The sequence below is a fragment of the Paenibacillus durus ATCC 35681 genome (genome assembly GCF_000993825.1).
GTDB lineage: Bacteria > Bacillota > Bacilli > Paenibacillales > Paenibacillaceae > Paenibacillus_AQ > Paenibacillus_AQ durus_B.
In genome coordinates this window covers 5,173,665-5,191,175 of the sequence record NZ_CP011114.1, presented here as the reverse complement: position 1 = coordinate 5,191,175, position 17,511 = coordinate 5,173,665, and the positions used below count along the sequence as shown (strand labels likewise).

Sequence of the window (17,511 nt, the reverse complement as noted above, 5' to 3'; positions counted from 1 at the left end):
CCTCCATAACGGCTGCTTTTGTTCATTACTGGCCCCCGTTCCACTCAAAGACGATTGGGCGGGCGGCTCACACGGCAATAGCCGCCTACTCCTCTACGACGAAGGTAACCTTCCCGTCCTCCAGCGAGGCGATACGCACGAGCGACTCCACCCGGTAGCCCGCTTCCTGAAGCAGCTTCCGGCCGGGCTGGAAAGACTTTTCAATGACAATGCCGATACCGGCCACTGAAGCGCCCGCCTGCTCTACTATCCGCGCCAATCCGAATGCGGCCTCGCCGTTGGCCAGGAAATCGTCGACGATCAGCACCCGCTCGCCCGAACAGACGAACTTTTTGGAGACGGTGATTTCATTGGTCTCTCTTTTGGTGAAAGAATAGACCTTCTCCACAAAAATATCCTCCGTCAAAGTCAGCGATTTCTGCTTGCGTGCGAATATAAGCGGAACCCCAAACTCCAGCGCCGCCATAATACCCGGAGCAATCCCCGAGGATTCAATGGTCAGCACCTTCGTAATCCCTTCTTCCGCGAACAGTTCCTTGAACTCGCGCCCGATTTCACGCATCAGGAACGGGTCCATCTGGTGATTGAGAAATGAGTCCACTTTCAGAACACCCTTGGCAAGCACAATGCCTTCGTTCATTACCTTTTGCTTCAACAATTCCATATGTAGTCCTCCTTCTCCAATCCCGTAAAACTCAGCTGTAGGAAAGACCCATTCTTCCTCGTGGTTCCAGAGGAGAGAACGGGTCTTTCGAAAGCCGCATCAAAGACCTGTCGGCTTCTGCGGCAGGAGGTTCCCAACGATGGATTTTAAATCATGATCCTCCCCGGACTTCCCGCTGCCGGCGTCATATTCCGTAATCCGGATTTGGGAATAGTCGGCACCCGGGTTCACAGGCTTGAATATCAGCTTCTCCCGGTCGTCCAACCTTACGTCGAATTTCATCTCCTTGAACATGTCGATCAGCTGTTTCTCATCCGGAACCGTTCCCTCTTCAATGAACAGCAGACCCCGCAGCGATTTTGGACCGCTCGAATGCAGCACTTCAAAATGAACGATACACTCCATTCTTCTTCACCTCCTGGCATAGTTTGGGATATTCCAGTTTACGCTAGCTGCCATCCCGAGTGTTCCCCGGAGTTTGGATCTCCATAAGGTCCTCTTCGTCTTCTTCGTCACTTCCGATGTATTTGCGGTATATGCTCCCGTAGCGGTGGCCGTAGCGCCGCTCCAATTCGGGCCCCATATCCTGTTCCAGCTCAAACAGCACCATTTCCTGAGTAAAATGGCCCAGCAGGAGCTCCACCAGCGCCCGGTGCTCCGTAACGACCGCCTGAACCGTTCCATCTCCTTCGCCGCCGCGCATGCCGAGCATACACCATCTGCGGTCGACCACAAAGGAGAACTTCCGTCCTTCGGCTTCCTCCCGCTCTCCAAGAAGCGGCCACTGAAGATAAGGGCTTGCGGCATTGCCGCCATCGAACGCCCAGAGCAGCCGCACGCCACGGCGCTCGGCTTGTTCCAGCTCGCTGCGCAGCAGCGAGGCTTCCTCCCGCCACACATCGACGACGATCTCATGTTCCGCCGCATTCAGCTGACGGATCAGCGCATCCATCACATTGCGTTCGCCTTCCACATTATAAAAGGTAGTGCTGACCGAACCGCCGCGCGGCATTTCGTTCTCGACGAAGGACAGCGACGCCTGAACCCGGCCGGAAATCATCTTTGCCAGCTCTTCCGGGGCCAGAACGCTGTACCGCGCAGGCTCCCCGTCGCCGCAGCGTACATAACCCTGCTGGGTCAGGCGCTGGAGCGCGGCATACACATTCGACCTGGAGACGCCAAGCCGCTTCGCCACCTCATATCCTGAAGATTGTCCGATCGCCGCCAGCTCCACCATAATTTTGGACTCCATTTCCGTAAAGCCCAGACTGCGCAGATGCAGCAGCAATTGTTCCATTCCTTTCCTCCCCCCCAAGGCCGGTTGAATGTTAGACTAAATCTGTTCCGATCCGCAGCGCGGGCACCACATGGAGCCTTTGGGCAGGTCCGCCCGGCAGATCTGGCATTTTACTATCTCGCGGGGGCCGGTATCGTCTTCCGTTTCTTCCTGTTCCTTCGACTGCCAATCCCGGATGCGCCGATCGAGCTCAAGCTGCCGTTCCCGCTCCCGCTCCAGTTCATCGGCGATCCGGCGTTCACTTCTCGGGCTCTGCACGTTCCCGGCGTATTCCTCCAGCGGGATCGGCAGCTCTTCCTCCTCACTCTCCATATACATATAGCCAAAAGGCTCCTCCGGTGTCTGTTCCGGGGCCGCCTCCGGCTCGTCCGGCTGCGCCGATTCCGGTTCCTCGTAGTAATCCTGGACCGAAGTCTTCGCGGTCTGTGCCAGCTTCTGTCCGCAGTGCGGGCAGAAGTTGGCGTCCAGCGCTACAATATATCCGCATTTGCAGAGCCGCTCATTTTTGAGTTCGGCGATGCGCGAGCGCAGAGTATCGATTTTATCCTGAAGTCTAAGGCAGGCACGGGAGTGCTCAATCATTTTATTTTCGGCCAGCGTTAAATCCCTGGAACGGTAGCCCTCATAAAAGAGCTTACCCATCTTCATAAATTCCATTTCCATTTCGCGTTCAATATCGGAAATCCCGCTGTTCAGCTTGCCGATCTCCACGGAGTTCTGCGCTTTTTCGCTAACCCGGTTGGCTCCGTCTTTAATTCGCTGCAACAGATTCATCGATAGTTCCTCCTTCTCGTGGGTGAGCCAAGACACAAGCACCGCTTATTTAAGAAGAAACGGCTGCGCCGTCCTCGCATGAGTAGGGCATCTGTTTCTCGTAAAAATATAAGACCAAACGATAGGTGCGAAGCTTATAAAGTCTTATATTTCAAGAAACGGCTTCACCGCCTATAAGGAGGGTATCCGTTTCCACTAAGACTTATGTCAAATTAGCAGACGCATAAGGCGCCGCCTGAAACTATAACTCTATCATACCAAATGTGACGGCCAGATTCATTATTTGTCGTCTGATGTATAATACTGAAATAACTAGAGCTGTCCGGCATTAGGGCAATTTGGATGCAGATGGTATTTTTTGCTTCCAGCCCTTCACTTCGGTTACAATAAAAGAGATCATAAATACGTACATCGGGAGAGTATCCGTGAAAGAACAAAATAGCCAATCGCTGACACTAGGTCAACTGCAGGTTCACGTACAGGATTGGGGCCACTGGGAGTTAGATGAAGAACTGTCCAGACAGCTTAGCGAATTCAAGAAAATGCCCGCCCTTTACCAACTCGCCCTGAATGAACTGGAGAATAAGATTGAAACGCTGAAGACGGAATGGGAAATGCGGGACGGTTACAGCCCAATTGAACATATCAAGCGCCGGATCAAGGAGCCGAAGAGCATCCTGCAAAAATTGGAGCGCAAAGGCTACGCCTTCAGCTTCGAGAACATTGAAAAATATATTCACGATATCGCCGGTATGCGAATTGTATGCGCTTTTGTCAAAGACATATACCGGCTTGCCGATCATTTGAGCAGCCGGGAAGATATCCGCGTACTGGAAATCAAGGATTACATCGCCCATCCGAAGCCGAACGGGTATCAGAGCCTGCATGTGATTGTCGCTGTGCCGCTCATTCTCTTGGAAGGAACCCGTTGGGTAAAAGCCGAGATCCAGCTGCGCACGCTGGCCATGGATTTCTGGGCAAGCATGGAGCATATTCTTTACTACAAGTTCGACCAGCAGCTTCCTCCCCATGTCGCGGAAGAGCTAAAGAACGCCGCACGCGCCGCCGACGAGTTGGACAAGAAAATGCTGCGTCTGCGCAGGGAGATTCTGGAGCTGTCCGAAGGCACGAAGAATAATACGGAGCAGAAATAACGCAAAGCCCCTCGGCATATTCTATCCGCCGCGGGGCCCTTCTTTTTCACGCATATGCACTTCATTTCGCCAAGTCTTTCGCCCGGCGGGCAGCGGTCTCCGCCGCCCTTCGCATAATAAGCTCAAGCCCTTCGTTCGCGCGGGGCACATTGGGCAGAAGCGGCCGCCAGTCCTCCCCGGGTGGCGACAGGGAAGGAGACACGGGAACAGGCCGGTCCCGGACCTCCAGGAACAGGGGACCCGGCTGGTGAAGCGAGCCCTCGGCGGCGGCTTCCGCCAGCCACTCCCCGGCGGAAGCCGCCGTGCCCTTCTTCTCCAGCCTTGCTAGCTCCGCGGACAATGATGCTGACGCCGGCCCCGCCCCGGCGGCTTCTGCCGATACGGAGCCGCCACCGGCCCAGAGAGCGAAGACCGCGTCCGTCAGCTCGCTCTTCGGCAGACCGCGCAGCGCGAGCGCCGTCAGCGGCTCCTTCGCAAGCTGTTCTCTCACCTTCGCCAATGCCGCCGTGTCTCCAGCCTCTTCAGCCGTATTCGGGTCCGCAGGGTCAGCAAGCTCCGAGTCGTCCGGCCACAGCCCAAGTTCGGCCAGCCAGGCGGGCAGGCATCCTTTAAGCAGTCCGTATAATTCATGCGGACTCTCCGCCAGCCGTTCCACGACCTCCCTGCGCCGGGACAGCGGCCATACCTCCATCTTCAGCACATGCCGGAATTTCGGGGAGGCCTGCTGCGAGTCCACGGCCCCCCCTCCTTCCGCATGACCCTTGACGGCCGTGCCGGATACGGGTGTCCATACCGCCGTGAGCACTCCCGGCGCGGCTTCGATCTGCATGTTCATCGTCTCTGTCATACCTTCCCTCCACCGCTTGCTTCCCTCGTTTTATTTTTCCGGATCGAATTGCTACATCCAATCCTGGTTCTGCAGCTCAATCAATTCCTTCAGCTCGTGATCGGACATTTCGGTGAGCCAGTTCTCTCCGGAACCGACGACCTGCTCGGACAGATTCTTTTTCCGTTCAATGAGTTCGTCGATCCGCTCTTCCAGCGTTCCTTGGCAGATCAGCTTGTGAACCTGCACGTTCTTATACTGCCCGATCCGGAACGCGCGGTCCGTCGCCTGATTCTCCACTGCGGGGTTCCACCAGCGGTCGTAATGTACGACATGGTTGGCCCTTGTCAGGTTCAGCCCCACTCCGCCTGCCTTCAGCGACAGTACGAAGAACGCCGTCCCCTCCCCTTCTTGGAAAGAGCGGACCATCTCGTCGCGTTCCCTTTTTGGAACACCCCCGTGCAGAAACAGCGGCATCTTGCCGTAGCGCTTAGCCAGTCTGTTCACCAGCAGCTCGCCCATCGACACATATTGGGTAAAAATGAGCGCCGACTCCCCGAGCTCCGCGATGCTGTCCAGCACCTCGAACATGGTCTCCATTTTGCCGGACTGATCGTTTCGGCCCTGACGGCCTTCCTCCTTGCGGAAGAGCTGCGGATGATCGCAGATTTGCTTCAGCTTCGTCAGCGAAGACAGAACCAGCCCCCGCCGCGCCATGCCCGAGCTTCCTCCGAGAGTATCCAGCATATCGTTCACAACGCTCTGATACAACAGCGCCTGATGCTCCGTCAGCGTACAGTAGTTCTTCAGCTCCAGCTTCTCCGGAAGATCCTTGGAAATGTCGGGGTCGCTCTTCAGTCTTCGCAGCAGAAAAGGCGATACGAGCCGGTGCAGCTCTCTTAGCCGGTCCACCCCTTCGCCGCTCCCGTAACGCTCGCGGAAGGAATGAAAGGTTCCGAGATAGCCCGGGTTCAGAAAATGAAAAATCGACCAAAGCTCTCCGAGCCGGTTCTCCACCGGCGTTCCGGTCATGGCAACCCGATGGGGCGACTTGAGCCGCATGACGCTCTGCGCCTGCTTGGTCCGGTAATTTTTGATGTATTGGGCCTCGTCCAGCACAACGGACGACCATGACACCGAGGCAAGGTCCTCGCTGTCCCTCCCGGCCAAATGGTACGTGGTCAGCACGATATCATGCCCTGCGGCCTGCTCCCGGAAGGCTTCGCCCCGTAATCTGCGGCTTCCGTGATGAATGTAGACGCTCAGCGAAGGCGAGAAGCGCAGCAGCTCCCGCTGCCAGTTGCCAAGCAGCGAGGTCGGACACAGAATAAGCGCCGGATTCCGGCCGGCTGCGGCGGCACCATCGGCGGCCGTCTCACGGCCCAGCAGACAGGCAATCACCTGCACCGTCTTGCCAAGACCCATGTCGTCGGCGAGACAGACGCCAAAGCCCAGCTCACTCATAGCGCTCAGCCATTGATAGCCGCGCTCCTGATATGGACGCAGCGTCCCCTTGAGCTCCGGAGGGACCGGACGCGCGGGAAGATTCCGTACAGCGTCTCCCCGCATCAGCGAGGCGAGCAGACCGATGGTTTCCATGCCCGTAACGGGCATTCCCTTCCACAGCCGTTCTTCCCCTTCCTCCGCCTCAAGACGCATCCAGTCGGATGCGGACATTTCTCCGCTCTCATGGCGCTTCATGTACCGGAGCACCTGGCGGATCTCCTTCGGGTCCACTTCGATCCATTCCCCGCGGAACTTGATGAACGGCACTCCGGCCGCCAGCAGCGCACTTAGTTCCTCCGCGCTGACGGAACTGTCGCCAAGCGAAGCCTCGATCCTGAAGGAAACGAGCGTCTCCATGCCGAGCGCAAGCGGCTGGGAACCGCTCGGCGCCTCCGGCAGCTCCATCTTCAGCCTCATGCCGATGCGGCGGCGTCCCTCTTTGCTCCAGCGCGACGGTAGCTGGACGGTAATTCCCAGGGCGGTCAGTTCCTGCACGGTCTCCTTCAGGAAATAATACAGCCGTTCCGGCTCTAGATCCACGCCGGTCGGAGCGGGGAATTCGAGCGCCCGCGAAATATCCGGCGACAATTCCGCCGCCCTCCCCAGCGCCGCAAGCAGCTGTTCCTGAATTCCCTTATAGCGTTTGCCCCAAAGCATAAATTCCCGATCACCGCTGCTCCAGACAGAGGCTGCGGGAAGCCAGAATCCGCTCTCTTCCCGCCCCTCTGCCCAGAAGGACAGCCGCCAGATCTCACCGTCTTCTCCCGGCGGCTCCAGTCTCAGTCCGAGGCCAAGCTGTCCGCTCTGCTCCTCAGCCGCTCCGAAGTGCGGAATTTCGCTGTTCGCCGCCGCGTTAACCTCCGCCAGCAGCTCCGTTACCTCGGCGGGAGTGCCTTGAACGGGGATGTCGCGGCTGCCCGTAAGCAGGCTGTTCCACCACAGCTCGGTCAAAGGCGACCGCCCCCGGCGGTAATTGGCCTTGAACGGGAGGAGCTCCTGCTCCATTCCGGCCACAACCCCTTTGACCTCAGCATTGATCACAGCCTGAAGGAAGGAGTACAGCACGGCTGCCCCGGCCTCCTCTCGGGAAGCCGGTTCGTCTCCCTGCATGGCTTGCGAACCAAGCGCCAGCACCGGTATGGAGGCGGAAAATCGCAGGAAGGCTTCCCGCTGACCCGGTTCCCTGCAGACAGGAACCCAGCAGGTCTCCGCCGCCAGCTCTCCGCCGCGCCGCCGTGAGCCGGCCGTTCGCGGCGGCGCGGCGCCCGGAGCGATGCCTCCCGTAGCGATCAGCTCAAGCGCAAAGCGGGCCGCGGCCGCCCAGTAGCCCATCTCTCCCCCGGGCTCAATGCCCTGCCGTTCGCAGAGCGCCTCGTCCCAGAACAGCAGCAGCTCAAACGCGTCCTTCGGAGACAGGGCAAGTCCCTCCAGCATTCTCCCGGCAAGCGTACGCCGCCCCGCCCTGCCTTCATTTTTGGCCACGGGATATTTTACTTCCGCCAAACGCAGCGCCGCGCCCGCGAAAGGACGATGCCCGCCAAGCTCCAGCCGCTTGACCACGCGAGTCCATGCATCTACTTTAGGTTCCGAAGTCTCACCGGAGAAGCAAAATAAAACATCCCCTAACCACATTGCATAAAGATGCTTAGTCATCGTGATCTCCTGTCTTTTTGAACAAGCCAAAACGAAGCAGCCCGCACCAAGGCCATAAGCGGCAGCCGTTTCAGCGAGGAAAATCAGGCCGGTCCATCTCTGCCGGTGGCAGAACACCTGAATTTCCAAAAAAGGTTTTATCTCCATCTTATACGAAAAAGCCGGGATTTAACAATATTTCTGCATATTTGCGACCTAAATTGCACCGCTTACCTAACTTTCGACAAATATGGAGGCCTCCTGCTCTTCATTCCCGTGACTTATGGATCAGATAGCCGGGCCGGAGCATTTTTTTAGTTGTTAGTATGTAAAAAAAGCCGGCGCTTCGGTGTATTCACCGTGTTCTTGGCACCGGCTTACTTGAAAATTTCATCCGACCTCAGCAGGCAGCTGTTCCTTCAGCCATTGGCCGATAAAGTCCGCCACCTCTTCCCAGCCCGGCTGCGCGATAATCCAGTGGCTGCGGCCGGGAAACTCCTTGTAATCCGTTACGGCTCCCGACCGCTGATTGTAGAGACTGTAATTCTTGCGAACCAAGCTGGCGGGAACGATCCGGTCAACTTCTCCGGCAATCATCAGCAGCGGGCCGCGGCTGCCATTGTTAAAGTTCACTTTGAACGGGCTGTTCGAAGCGAACGGGGCAGCAGCTCCCTGAAAAAAGATTCGCGTCGTCTCCGGCACCACATGCTCCCGGTAAGCCCGCTCCTGCTCGGCTTTGCCTAGCGTATGGACGAAGGCGTATTGGAACTCCTTGAGAGACATCATGAAGGTCTTGCGCCAAGGCTTGGACAGAATGCCGAAGATGGAACGCGCCGTAGTCGGATAAGCGGCCGAGACCACTCCTTTGGCGCCCGCGGAATTAATCGCGATTCCCGCCAGCCCCAGCCCGCGGTCCATCATCAGCTGCGTCAGCAGTCCGCCGAAGGAATGGCCGATAATAATCGGCTTCTCCGGCAGCGCCTTGATGATGCCGGCAAAATAATTTGTCAGGTCATCCAAGCCCAGCTTGCCCAGCTCGGAGCTATCTTGCTGCTTCCGCAGTTCAGCTACAGACTGACCGTGGGAAGGCCAGGCCGGCGCCAATACCTCAAAGCCTCTGGCTTTGAAATACCCCATTAACGGCTCAAAGCTTGCCGGTGTGACAAAAGCTCCGTGAATAAATACGATCGGCGGTTTTTTCATTGTAATCTTCTCCTTTGGTTTGTTTATTGATTACCTACTAGTAGGTAGATTAACCTAAAAAAAATTTGTCTCTCTTCTTGCGGATTATTTCGCTATCGCTGTCTCCGGTGTAATCAATGGCACCAGGCGATTCTTCACCATACTGAACTGCCGTGGATCGTTAAATGCCCTTGAAGCCAGCAGCCCGCCGTGTATACAAGCCAGAATGGAATGAGCGGTTTCCTCAATGGGAGCTTCCCCTCCGGCAAACCGGTTTTTGGCAGCCGCATCCCGCAGCAGCCGTGCCAGCCAATCCGTTAAATCCCGGAAATGACCCCGAATCTCGCGGGTAACCTCTTCGGGCAGAATCGGAATCTCGGAAGCGAGCTGCGCACAAAGGCAAATATCCGTAGCCTTGCTCCGCAAGGACGACTCCCAATATGACAAGTACTGTTCAAGCTTCTCCCGCGGATCATCGGTCAGCGAATCGAGCTTTGACAGATTTGCCCGAACTTCCTGCCGGTATCTGCCCACCACATTTTGCACCAAGTTGGCTTTGGAGGGGAAGTGATAGTGAATGCTCGCCTTCTGGATACCAATCTCGGCAGCTACATCCGCATAGCTGAAAGCACTGTACCCTTTCTCTAATATCAGGCGGTTTGCAACGTTTATTATATGATCGGACCGGTTCATGTCCTTCACCTCTTGAGCTCAGTATACCTACTAGTAGGTAGAATGTCAACAGCCTATATTCTTTTTTCAAGAAGAAACGGCTTCGCCGTCCTTTTAGGGACGGTACCGTTTCTCGTAGAAATATAAGACAAATGGATAAGCGCTCTGCTTATAAATTCTTATATTTTCAAAAAAACCCTCTCCCGCTATCCTGCGCATTGCCTGCAGTCCTGCGGGAAAGGGTCTATGCGAATCCGGTCCCCCTATAAGGCTGGAATCCGGATTTCAATACCTATGAGTGCCGCAGTTATTTTCTGCGCGCCACCACTTCAATCTCCACGAGTCCGTCTTTGGGCAGACGGGCGACTTCGACCGCGCTGCGCGCCGGATACGGCTCCTTAAAGAACGAGCTGTACACCTCGTTCACAGCCGCAAAATCATTCATATCCTTCAGGAATACCGTCGTCTTCACTACGAGGTCCAGCGAAGCTCCCGCCTCTTCCAGAATGGCCTGCACATTCGCCAGCGACTGGCGCGCCTGGGCCTGTACGTCTCCCGCGAGCTCTCCCGTGGCCGGGTCCAATCCCAGTTGGCCGGAGGTATATACCCAATTTCCGGCGATAATGGCCTGGCTGTACGGACCGATGGCCCCCGGTGCTTTAGACGTGGCTACCTGCTTTTTGCTCATATCATAATTTCCTCCCATTCATCTATTTACGTCCCCATTGTAAAGCCTTCTCTCTCTTTATTGCAAACATTCCGTATCGCCCCGGATCTGTTCGGAATCCGCAGAAAAGTCCCTTCCCAGCACTTGAATGACATCGTTCGGGTAGATATGCAGCCCCTTCGGATCAGCCGCCGCAATATGAACCATGGCACGCGCTACGGCCTCTCCCTTGATGGCGCGGTATTTTGCGGCTTTGCCAGCCAGCAGGAACTCCAGCCTCGTCATGAGCCAAGAGGCGATACGCTCTCCCCGCCGGAATTCCTCCCTCTCTCCCAGCAGAAGAGACGGGCGGAACAGATGCAGCCCCGGAAAGCCCGTGCGGCTTAATCCTTCTTCCATCCGGCCCTTGGTCCGGCTGTAAAAATTGCGCGAATGCGGATTGGCCCCCATGGAGGATACCGCTAAGAATTGTCCCACTCCGGCTTCCCTGGCAAGCGCTGCGGCCTGCACAGGATATTCCAGATCGACGCGCTCGAAATTTTTCTGCGATCCGGCCTGTTTAATGGTCGTCCCGAGGCAGCAGAATACGGCGTCCGCTCCTTCGAACAACCCGCCGTACCGCTCCAGCCGTTCCCAGTCGATCACATGCTGCTTCAGCCTTTCATGACGGATATCCAGCGGTCTTCGCACAAGGGCCCTTACTTCCTTCCAAGCTCCGCGCAAAAGTTCCTCCGTCACCGCCTTTCCCACAAGCCCGGTGGCGCCAAGCACCACTGCCTTTTTGTCCATGAATATTCTCCTTCAGTAAATTTTAGACCGGGATTCTATAACCGCGCATGGTCTAGACATCCTTCAATATACGGCGCCCCAGCAGCATGATCAGAACAATCATCAGCCCTCCAACGATAAGCTGCATCCCGTATACCTGTACCCAGTACGGCCAATTTTCGATCCACTCGTATACTTTGCCGCCGACCAGCGGACCGAAGAACGACGCGAGACCCGTAAGCGCCGCATACATCGCCATATACATCGGTCGCTCTTTTTTCGGCGTATCCCCAATAATGAAATTGAAGGCCAGCTGGTTAAATCCGCCTACTCCCACTCCGAACACAATATGCACGGCTGCCAGCACCAGAAGCGCCGGAAAGACTGACAGCAGCCCCCATAGCAGCGATGAGGCCGCGATGATGGGCAGTGTCCAGAAGAGAAGGAGCTTGTTGCTGTACTTCGCGTTCAGATTGCCCCAGAAATAGAAGCTCACCATCATGAACACCGTCTGGAACACGTTAAGAAGCGAAAGCGTTTGGTAATTGATGTGCAGCAATTGCAGCATGACATAGGAGTACAGCGGCACGGTCACATTTTGCAGCAGCAGCCAGAGCGAAAGAAACAGCGTCGATTTCATAAACAGTCCGTCGTGAAGCGGTTTCTTAAACATCGGCACAAACTTGCTTTCGTCTGATTTCTCAAAAGGCACATCGGGATAGAAGAAAAATACGATAACATTGGCCGTGGAAAATATCCATACCACAATATACAAGATTAGAAATCCATGTCCGCCCGGGTAACGGTCCAGAATAACGCCGCCGCCATACAGGACGAGGCTTCCCAAAGCGTTCAGCAGCGTGTTGCGGATACCGAAATAGCGCCCCCGCACGCGCGGAGGGACCAGATCGCTGATGACCGAGCTCCACAGCACCGCTCCGGCGGTATTCATTATAAATGCAAGGGCGTACAGTGTAATGAAAGCGGTCACCCAAAATGGACGGGGAAAGAGAAACGGGACAAGTCCGGTCGATGACCACAGCAGCCGGTGAAGGCCGACAAAGGTAACGAGCGCCCACTTGCGGCTGGGCAGCCTTTGAATCAGAAAAGCCACTCCAATCTGCGCGACATTCACGAGCGTAGTAAGCGCAAGCACAAAGCCGATCTGCCCGGAAGAGGCGCCCAGATACAGTAGAAATCCGGTGAGAAACGGCCCCTGAAGCAGCACCTGAAAAATAGTCGCAGGCACGCCTTCCCATGTGGCCATATGCAGGTTCCTGCGGTACGTCGAAAATTTGCGGCCTCTTTTGGGAGGATGGGCTTCGGGACGGTTTCTCATGATGTGCATGGCAGTATAAACACTCCTTTGGCGCGGCTTTGTGCTTCATTTTACTCCGCGCCGCCCCAGCGTCAATACGTCAGAATTACAAATATAATTGGAGTTTTTATGCCTTGTCTTCTAGGGTTGTCGGCAGGTACAGAGAGAACGTGCTGCCCTGGCCCTCCTGGCTCTGCAGCGTAATCATCCCGCCAAGAAGCCGGGCAAGATCGCGGCTGATGGACAAGCCAAGGCCCGTTCCTCCGTACTGCCGGCTGATCGTCCCGTCCGCCTGCTGAAACGCCTCGAAGATCGTAAGCTGCTTGTCCTTCGCGATACCGATGCCGCTGTCCGACACCGCCCACTCGATCCAGGAGGTTTCACGCGCTCCCTGCTTCCGCTTCTCCTGGCGGACCGTCAGCGAAACGCCGCCCTGATGGGTGAACTTGAATGCGTTCGAGAGAAGATTGCGCAGAATTTGCTGCATCCGCTGCGAATCGGAGACCAGCGTCTCCGGCAGGCCATCATCCAGCTTAACGGTAAAATCCAGCCCTCTCTGCTTGGCGATCACCTCAAACTGCTGATAAAGCAGCATGGGAAGCTCGCTGATGTTGACCTCTTCATGGACGATTTCCAGCTTGCCGGCCTCCACCTTGGACAAATCCAGGACATCGTTGATCAATAGAAGCAAATCTTCGCCAGAACGGTGAATAAGGCTTCCGTAAGCCTGGATCTCCTCTCTGGCGGCCATATCGTCGCTCTCCGCGATAAGCTCGGACAGATTGAGAATGCCGTTTAGGGGAGTGCGCAGTTCATGCGACATATTGGCCAAAAATTCCGACTTATATTGGGAGGCCAGCATAAGCTGCTTCGCTCGTTCTTCCAGAACGATTCTATTCTTATAGAGTTCCTCCGTCTGTTCGGAGAGCAGCGCATTGGCCTCTTCGATCTGCCGCATTCGTTCACGCTCCAGATGAAAATCGCGGGCAATCAGCGCAAACAGAATGCTGAGCGCCACACCCGCCGGGAACGTGACCGGCATAATCTTTGATACATATTCATGTAAGGAGATGACTCCGAATAGAATGATATTGACCGCATTGAAGAAGTTGACCACCAGAATAATAATCAGGCCCTTGGCCGTCATGGACATTGGAGAACGTCGAATCCAGGGGGAAATGGCAGCGCAAATGAAACCCAGAATGGAGAGGTTGAGCACCCCCGCCGCTGCAGCCATATTAATGCCGAACGTAAAGCGCATCAGGCCTGTCCCCACCCCGATCAAAATCAGGAGTAAAGGCTGCGGGTAAGCTATAGCGGAGATAATTAGCGGAACATAGCGTAAATCGAAAATAACCTGCTCATCCAGCCGGTAACCGAAGAAAGAGCTGAGCCAGCCTGCAAAGACAGCCATAATAACCCAGATTACCTGCTTGAGCTGTTCAGGAACACGGGAAATAGTATGCTTGAACAGCAGATTGGCCAGATAAGCCAAAGTTATCAACACCGCCGTGTTAACGAAAAATATTTTTATATACTCCATGCGTTCACTCCCAAAAAACGCCAAATGATCTATCAATATTATACTATCATAATAAATAATTAATTTTAATCATTTTGGCGCTTATACGGTCTGAACGGAAGAAGAGCGCAAATCAGATTCGATTTGCGCTCTTCTTCATATGGAGAAAACGGGGCCAGGCTAAATGCCAGCGTCTAACAAGCTCCAATAAGCGATGATGCTGTTTGTCATGTATAGGCTCCTGCGGCGTACCGGGAGTCTCCCGGGAAATGCTCTGCTCTTCTGTCCATATCTCTTCATCCGGCAGCATGTAATACCTGAAGTGATAAGTGCAAATGGTGTCACCCTGCTGAGTGAGCACGCGGTCATTGCGGATCTCAATAATCCTCCCGGCAATCACATGGGAATTGTACATAGACATCGCCTTCCTTTAATAAACAGTTATTTCATACTGGATAAAGTTCAGGGGCCATGGCTTTTCTATAGTAAATTACCCTTCCATATTTAGGATGAATCTGCCCAATATTTAGGGTGAATCTTCTTTATTTTGCGCTGAAACGAATCGAGTCGGATTTTGTCAAATATTTTATTATTTTTTGTTGATTAATCTATTAATTTATTCAAAACTTCGATATAATCGACATATAATATAAGGTATTATCTTAGAAGTGATTATTTTCACAACTATATTGAAAAAATTATGTTAGTATCCTTCGGCAATCATGCAAACAAATAGAATTTTATGTATTGGTTTCAATCGATCACATAATCATGAGATTAAACAGCCTAAACTCCTAATCTCTCAGTGACATAGATCATTTACATAGTGATATTCATCACATTTTTTTATTGTTTCAATGTTTTACATTTTAATATATATTTTTTAAACTTTTTTTCGGGAGGTTATACCAACATAAGAAGAACAACAGTGGTTGTATCCAGCGCCCTGCTCCTCGGCTTGCTTGCCGCAGGCTGTGGCGATAGCAACAACAGTGCTCTGGCAGCCAGCACCGCTCCTGCCGAATCAGTATCGGCTGCAAGCAGCGCGGCTCCGTCGACAGATGCAGCCAAATACCAGGACGGTGTTTACTACGCCACTATTCCTGCCGATGAAAAAACCGGCTGGCAAACTTACGCAATCCTACTGTAGAAGGCGGCAAAATTACCAAAGCTGACTGGAACGGGTTCAACGTCAACAACGTCGGCGATCTGAAGAAAAAGGTCTCCGAGGACGGAAAATACGGTCTCGTATCCAAAGGCGGCGCACAAGCCGAATGGCATGAAGAAGCGATCAAAGCGCAGCAGTACTACCTGACCAACCAAACCGCAGCTCCCGCATTCGATGCCGAAGGCAAGACCGATGCCATTTCCGGCGTGACGATCAGCGTCGGCGAGTATTGGGCTCTGGCGGAAAAAGCACTTGAAGGAGCGAAATAATTCGCGGTTTTATACAGTTAATCAGACGAACGAGGTGAATTTCTTTTGAAAAGAATCGTGATTCTTGGCGGTGGCTACGGCGGCGTACTCACAGCCAAAAAACTCGCAAAGAAATTAAAGAACAATAAAGACGTAGAGATCAAACTGATCGACCGGAACCCCTACCATACGCTGCTGACTGAGCTGCATGAGGTCTCGGCAAACCGCGCTCCCGAGGATTCGATCAAGATCGACCTGAAGAAAATTTTTGCCGGTCTCAAGGTGGACGTTGTCCTCGACGAGATCAGCGATATTGACTTCAAAGGCAAGAAGCTGACGTCCGAAAAAGCGGTCTATGAATATGATTATCTCGTTATCGGCACAGGCAGTAAGCCGACCTTCTTCGGAATTCCCGGCGCTGAAGAGAACACCTTCTCTTTCTGGTCCTATGACGACGCCATTGCGCTGAAACGCCAAATCCGCGACATGTTCACGCAGGCGGCCAAAGAGAAGAAACCGGAAGTCCGCCGTTCCATGCTGACCTTTGTTATCGTCGGCGCCGGCTTTACCGGCGTTGAGCTGGTTGGCGAAATGGCGGAATACCGCGAAGAGCTGTGCCAAGAGTTCTTTATCGATCCGAAAGAAGTACGGCTGATCGTTGCCGATATGGCGCCGAAAATTCTGCCGATCCTGCCGGATAAGCTGATCCGCAAAGCCGAGGCTCATTTACGTAAGCTGAACGTGGAGATCGTGACTGGCGCTAAGATCACCGAAGTAGGCAAAGGCAGCGTGGCTCTCGGCGAGAAGAATGTCGTGGCCGCGAATACCATCGTCTGGACGGCGGGCGTCGAAGGCTCTGAGCTTGTGGGCAAACTTGATGTCCAACAGCAAGGCCGCAAGCGCATCGTAACCAACGAACATCTGGAAAGCGTTGACCACAAGAACGTATATGTTGTCGGCGACAACATCTTCTACATTGTCGAAGGTGAGCAGCGTCCGGTTCCGCAGATGGTTGAGAATGCCGAGCTTGCCGCTCCGCTGATTGCCGGCAACATTGTAGCCGATATTAACGGAACGGCGAAAAAAGGATACAAACCGGCCTTCCACGGTACGATGGTATCGATCGGAAGCCGCTACGGCGTAGCCAATGTCGGCCTTCCGAACAAAATGTTCATGCTCACCGGATTTTTGGCCATGTTCGCTAAGCATATGATCAATATCTACTATTTGTCCGGTGTCGTCGGCTTCAACAAAGTATGGACATACATGATGCACGAGTTCTTCCACGTGGAGAACCGCAGAAGCTTCGTCGGCGGATATTTCTCCAAGCGTTCGCCTAACTTCTGGCTCGTTCCGCTTCGCATGCTGCTCGGCGGCATGTGGGTGTATGAAGGCATTGATAAGCTGCAGAAAATTATCGATCAAGGCTGGAGCAAGATCTTCCTGATCCCGGCGGCCCCTTATCTTAAGGATGCAATATCGGCGGCCAGCGAAGCGGTAAGCAACGTCAAGGAAACGGTCGACGCTCAATCGGCGGCATCGGCAGTCGGTACGGCCAAAGAAGCGGTGTCCGCCCTTCCGGTTCCAAAGTTCATCTACAACATTTCGAACTGGTTCATGGACCTCTTATTCTATCAACCGGACGGCAACTATACGTTCCTTGCCAAGTGGTTCCAGCTCGGTATGGTATGCGCCGAAATCATCTTTGGTATCATGCTCATCGTCGGCCTGTTCACAGCCATTGCATCGATTGGAACAATCGGCATGGCCGTCATGATCTGGACGACCAAGATGGCGTCCACGGAAATGCTATGGTATGTTGCGGCGGCGATCGCCTGCATCGGCGGTTCCGGCAGCGTCTTCGGTCTCGATTACTATGTTCTGCCTTGGCTTAAGAAGCAGTGGAAGAAAGTTCCGTTTGTAAGGCGCTGGTATTTGTTTACCGACTGAACGCTCTGAATCCATCATTTTATCTGCCCGCCATCATAAAATAGCCCTTCATTACAAACATTATATAAGTGATTTATGTGTTTTCTGTGTAATCATACAAGCTTAATAACCAAACTTTTATGGAGTAATGTGTCCTTCAGGCACATTACTCTCCTTATTTAAG

The 17,511-nt window shown here is 54.1% G+C and carries 17 protein-coding genes; 3 read left to right on the top strand and 14 right to left on the bottom strand.

Annotated elements, in window-relative coordinates:
* Positions 1-85: 85 nt before the first annotated feature.
* From VK70_RS24255 to VK70_RS24240, 4 genes are all read right to left on the bottom strand, one after another.
* Positions 86-664, bottom strand: a complete 579-nt coding sequence (locus VK70_RS24255) for a xanthine phosphoribosyltransferase (protein WP_025694756.1) — start codon at positions 662-664, stop codon at positions 86-88.
* A 99-nt stretch (positions 665-763) separates the two neighbouring features.
* Positions 764-1,069 (bottom strand): hypothetical protein, encoded by a 306-nt coding sequence (locus VK70_RS24250; RefSeq protein ID WP_025694755.1) that lies wholly within the window; start codon positions 1,067-1,069, stop codon positions 764-766.
* 43 nt (positions 1,070-1,112) lie between these two features.
* Positions 1,113-1,961 (bottom strand): TrmB family transcriptional regulator, encoded by an 849-nt coding sequence (locus VK70_RS24245; RefSeq protein ID WP_025694754.1) that lies wholly within the window; start codon positions 1,959-1,961, stop codon positions 1,113-1,115.
* Positions 1,962-1,997: 36 nt separating this feature from the next.
* Positions 1,998-2,735, bottom strand: coding sequence for a zinc ribbon domain-containing protein (locus VK70_RS24240; protein WP_025694753.1), 738 nt, complete (start codon positions 2,733-2,735; stop codon positions 1,998-2,000).
* A 542-nt stretch (positions 2,736-3,277) separates the two neighbouring features.
* Here VK70_RS24240 and VK70_RS24235 point away from each other — a divergent pair.
* Complete coding sequence (locus tag VK70_RS24235) at positions 3,278-3,889, top strand: GTP pyrophosphokinase (protein ID WP_081754802.1); 612 nt, start codon at positions 3,278-3,280, stop codon at positions 3,887-3,889.
* 61 nt (positions 3,890-3,950) lie between these two features.
* Here VK70_RS24235 and VK70_RS26785 read toward each other — a convergent pair whose 3' ends face one another.
* From VK70_RS26785 to VK70_RS24190, 9 genes are all read right to left on the bottom strand, one after another.
* On the bottom strand, positions 3,951-4,736 hold the full coding sequence (locus VK70_RS26785) for a hypothetical protein (protein WP_052756034.1): 786 nt from the start codon (positions 4,734-4,736) through the stop codon (positions 3,951-3,953).
* Positions 4,737-4,787: 51 nt separating this feature from the next.
* Complete coding sequence (locus VK70_RS24225; RefSeq protein ID WP_046724531.1) at positions 4,788-7,874, bottom strand: DEAD/DEAH box helicase; 3,087 nt, start codon at positions 7,872-7,874, stop codon at positions 4,788-4,790.
* A 369-nt stretch (positions 7,875-8,243) separates the two neighbouring features.
* Positions 8,244-9,056: an alpha/beta hydrolase gene (locus tag VK70_RS24220; protein ID WP_025697621.1), complete on the bottom strand. Its 813-nt coding sequence runs from the start codon at positions 9,054-9,056 to the stop codon at positions 8,244-8,246.
* Between the two features lie 84 nt (positions 9,057-9,140).
* Complete coding sequence (locus tag VK70_RS24215; protein WP_036641669.1) at positions 9,141-9,728, bottom strand: TetR/AcrR family transcriptional regulator; 588 nt, start codon at positions 9,726-9,728, stop codon at positions 9,141-9,143.
* Between the two features lie 286 nt (positions 9,729-10,014).
* Positions 10,015-10,395 (bottom strand): RidA family protein, encoded by a 381-nt coding sequence (locus VK70_RS24210; RefSeq protein ID WP_025697004.1) that lies wholly within the window; start codon positions 10,393-10,395, stop codon positions 10,015-10,017.
* Between the two features lie 57 nt (positions 10,396-10,452).
* Complete coding sequence (locus VK70_RS24205; protein WP_025697002.1) at positions 10,453-11,163, bottom strand: NAD(P)H-binding protein; 711 nt, start codon at positions 11,161-11,163, stop codon at positions 10,453-10,455.
* A 52-nt stretch (positions 11,164-11,215) separates the two neighbouring features.
* The gene (locus VK70_RS24200; RefSeq protein WP_081754923.1) at positions 11,216-12,490 is read right to left on the bottom strand and encodes an MFS transporter; all 1,275 of its coding nucleotides are present in this window, start codon (positions 12,488-12,490) and stop codon (positions 11,216-11,218) included.
* A 97-nt stretch (positions 12,491-12,587) separates the two neighbouring features.
* On the bottom strand, positions 12,588-14,003 hold the full coding sequence (locus VK70_RS24195) for a sensor histidine kinase (protein WP_025696997.1): 1,416 nt from the start codon (positions 14,001-14,003) through the stop codon (positions 12,588-12,590).
* Positions 14,004-14,115: 112 nt separating this feature from the next.
* Positions 14,116-14,397, bottom strand: coding sequence for a hypothetical protein (locus VK70_RS24190; RefSeq protein WP_025696995.1), 282 nt, complete (start codon positions 14,395-14,397; stop codon positions 14,116-14,118).
* A gap of 411 nt (positions 14,398-14,808) precedes the next feature.
* Between VK70_RS24190 and VK70_RS26780 the strand changes: the two genes are divergently transcribed.
* Positions 14,809-15,132 carry a hypothetical protein gene (locus tag VK70_RS26780; protein WP_144415299.1) on the top strand — a complete coding sequence of 108 codons (324 nt, stop codon included), beginning with the start codon at positions 14,809-14,811 and terminating at the stop codon, positions 15,130-15,132.
* On the opposite strand, the gene VK70_RS26775 is transcribed toward VK70_RS26780, so the two are convergent.
* On the bottom strand, positions 15,114-15,305 hold the full coding sequence (locus VK70_RS26775) for a hypothetical protein (protein ID WP_025695219.1): 192 nt from the start codon (positions 15,303-15,305) through the stop codon (positions 15,114-15,116). The genes VK70_RS26780 and VK70_RS26775 overlap by 19 nt on opposite strands.
* Positions 15,306-15,464: 159 nt before the next feature.
* Between VK70_RS26775 and VK70_RS24180 the strand changes: the two genes are divergently transcribed.
* Entirely contained in the window at positions 15,465-17,348 is a 1,884-nt protein-coding gene (locus VK70_RS24180; RefSeq protein WP_025695218.1) for an FAD-dependent oxidoreductase, read from the top strand.
* Positions 17,349-17,511 lie beyond the last annotated feature (163 nt).

What these genes read in the sequence shown, in the direction of transcription:
- VK70_RS24195 (WP_025696997.1), bottom strand. Translation starts at nt 14,003, where the DNA reads ATGGAGTATATAAAAATATTTTTCGTTAACACGGCGGTGTTGATAACT.
- VK70_RS24245 (WP_025694754.1), bottom strand. Translation starts at nt 1,961, where the DNA reads ATGGAACAATTGCTGCTGCATCTGCGCAGTCTGGGCTTTACGGAAATG.
- VK70_RS24190 (WP_025696995.1), bottom strand. Translation starts at nt 14,397, where the DNA reads ATGTACAATTCCCATGTGATTGCCGGGAGGATTATTGAGATCCGCAAT.
- VK70_RS26785 (WP_052756034.1), bottom strand. Translation starts at nt 4,736, where the DNA reads ATGACAGAGACGATGAACATGCAGATCGAAGCCGCGCCGGGAGTGCTC.
- VK70_RS24240 (WP_025694753.1), bottom strand. Translation starts at nt 2,735, where the DNA reads ATGAATCTGTTGCAGCGAATTAAAGACGGAGCCAACCGGGTTAGCGAA.
- VK70_RS24255 (WP_025694756.1), bottom strand. Translation starts at nt 664, where the DNA reads ATGGAATTGTTGAAGCAAAAGGTAATGAACGAAGGCATTGTGCTTGCC.
- VK70_RS24215 (WP_036641669.1), bottom strand. Translation starts at nt 9,728, where the DNA reads ATGAACCGGTCCGATCATATAATAAACGTTGCAAACCGCCTGATATTA.
- VK70_RS24200 (WP_081754923.1), bottom strand. Translation starts at nt 12,490, where the DNA reads ATGCACATCATGAGAAACCGTCCCGAAGCCCATCCTCCCAAAAGAGGC.
- VK70_RS24210 (WP_025697004.1), bottom strand. Translation starts at nt 10,395, where the DNA reads ATGAGCAAAAAGCAGGTAGCCACGTCTAAAGCACCGGGGGCCATCGGT.
- VK70_RS24250 (WP_025694755.1), bottom strand. Translation starts at nt 1,069, where the DNA reads ATGGAGTGTATCGTTCATTTTGAAGTGCTGCATTCGAGCGGTCCAAAA.
- VK70_RS24235 (WP_081754802.1), top strand. Translation starts at nt 3,278, where the DNA reads ATGCCCGCCCTTTACCAACTCGCCCTGAATGAACTGGAGAATAAGATT.
- VK70_RS24225 (WP_046724531.1), bottom strand. Translation starts at nt 7,874, where the DNA reads ATGACTAAGCATCTTTATGCAATGTGGTTAGGGGATGTTTTATTTTGC.
- VK70_RS24220 (WP_025697621.1), bottom strand. Translation starts at nt 9,056, where the DNA reads ATGAAAAAACCGCCGATCGTATTTATTCACGGAGCTTTTGTCACACCG.
- VK70_RS24205 (WP_025697002.1), bottom strand. Translation starts at nt 11,163, where the DNA reads ATGGACAAAAAGGCAGTGGTGCTTGGCGCCACCGGGCTTGTGGGAAAG.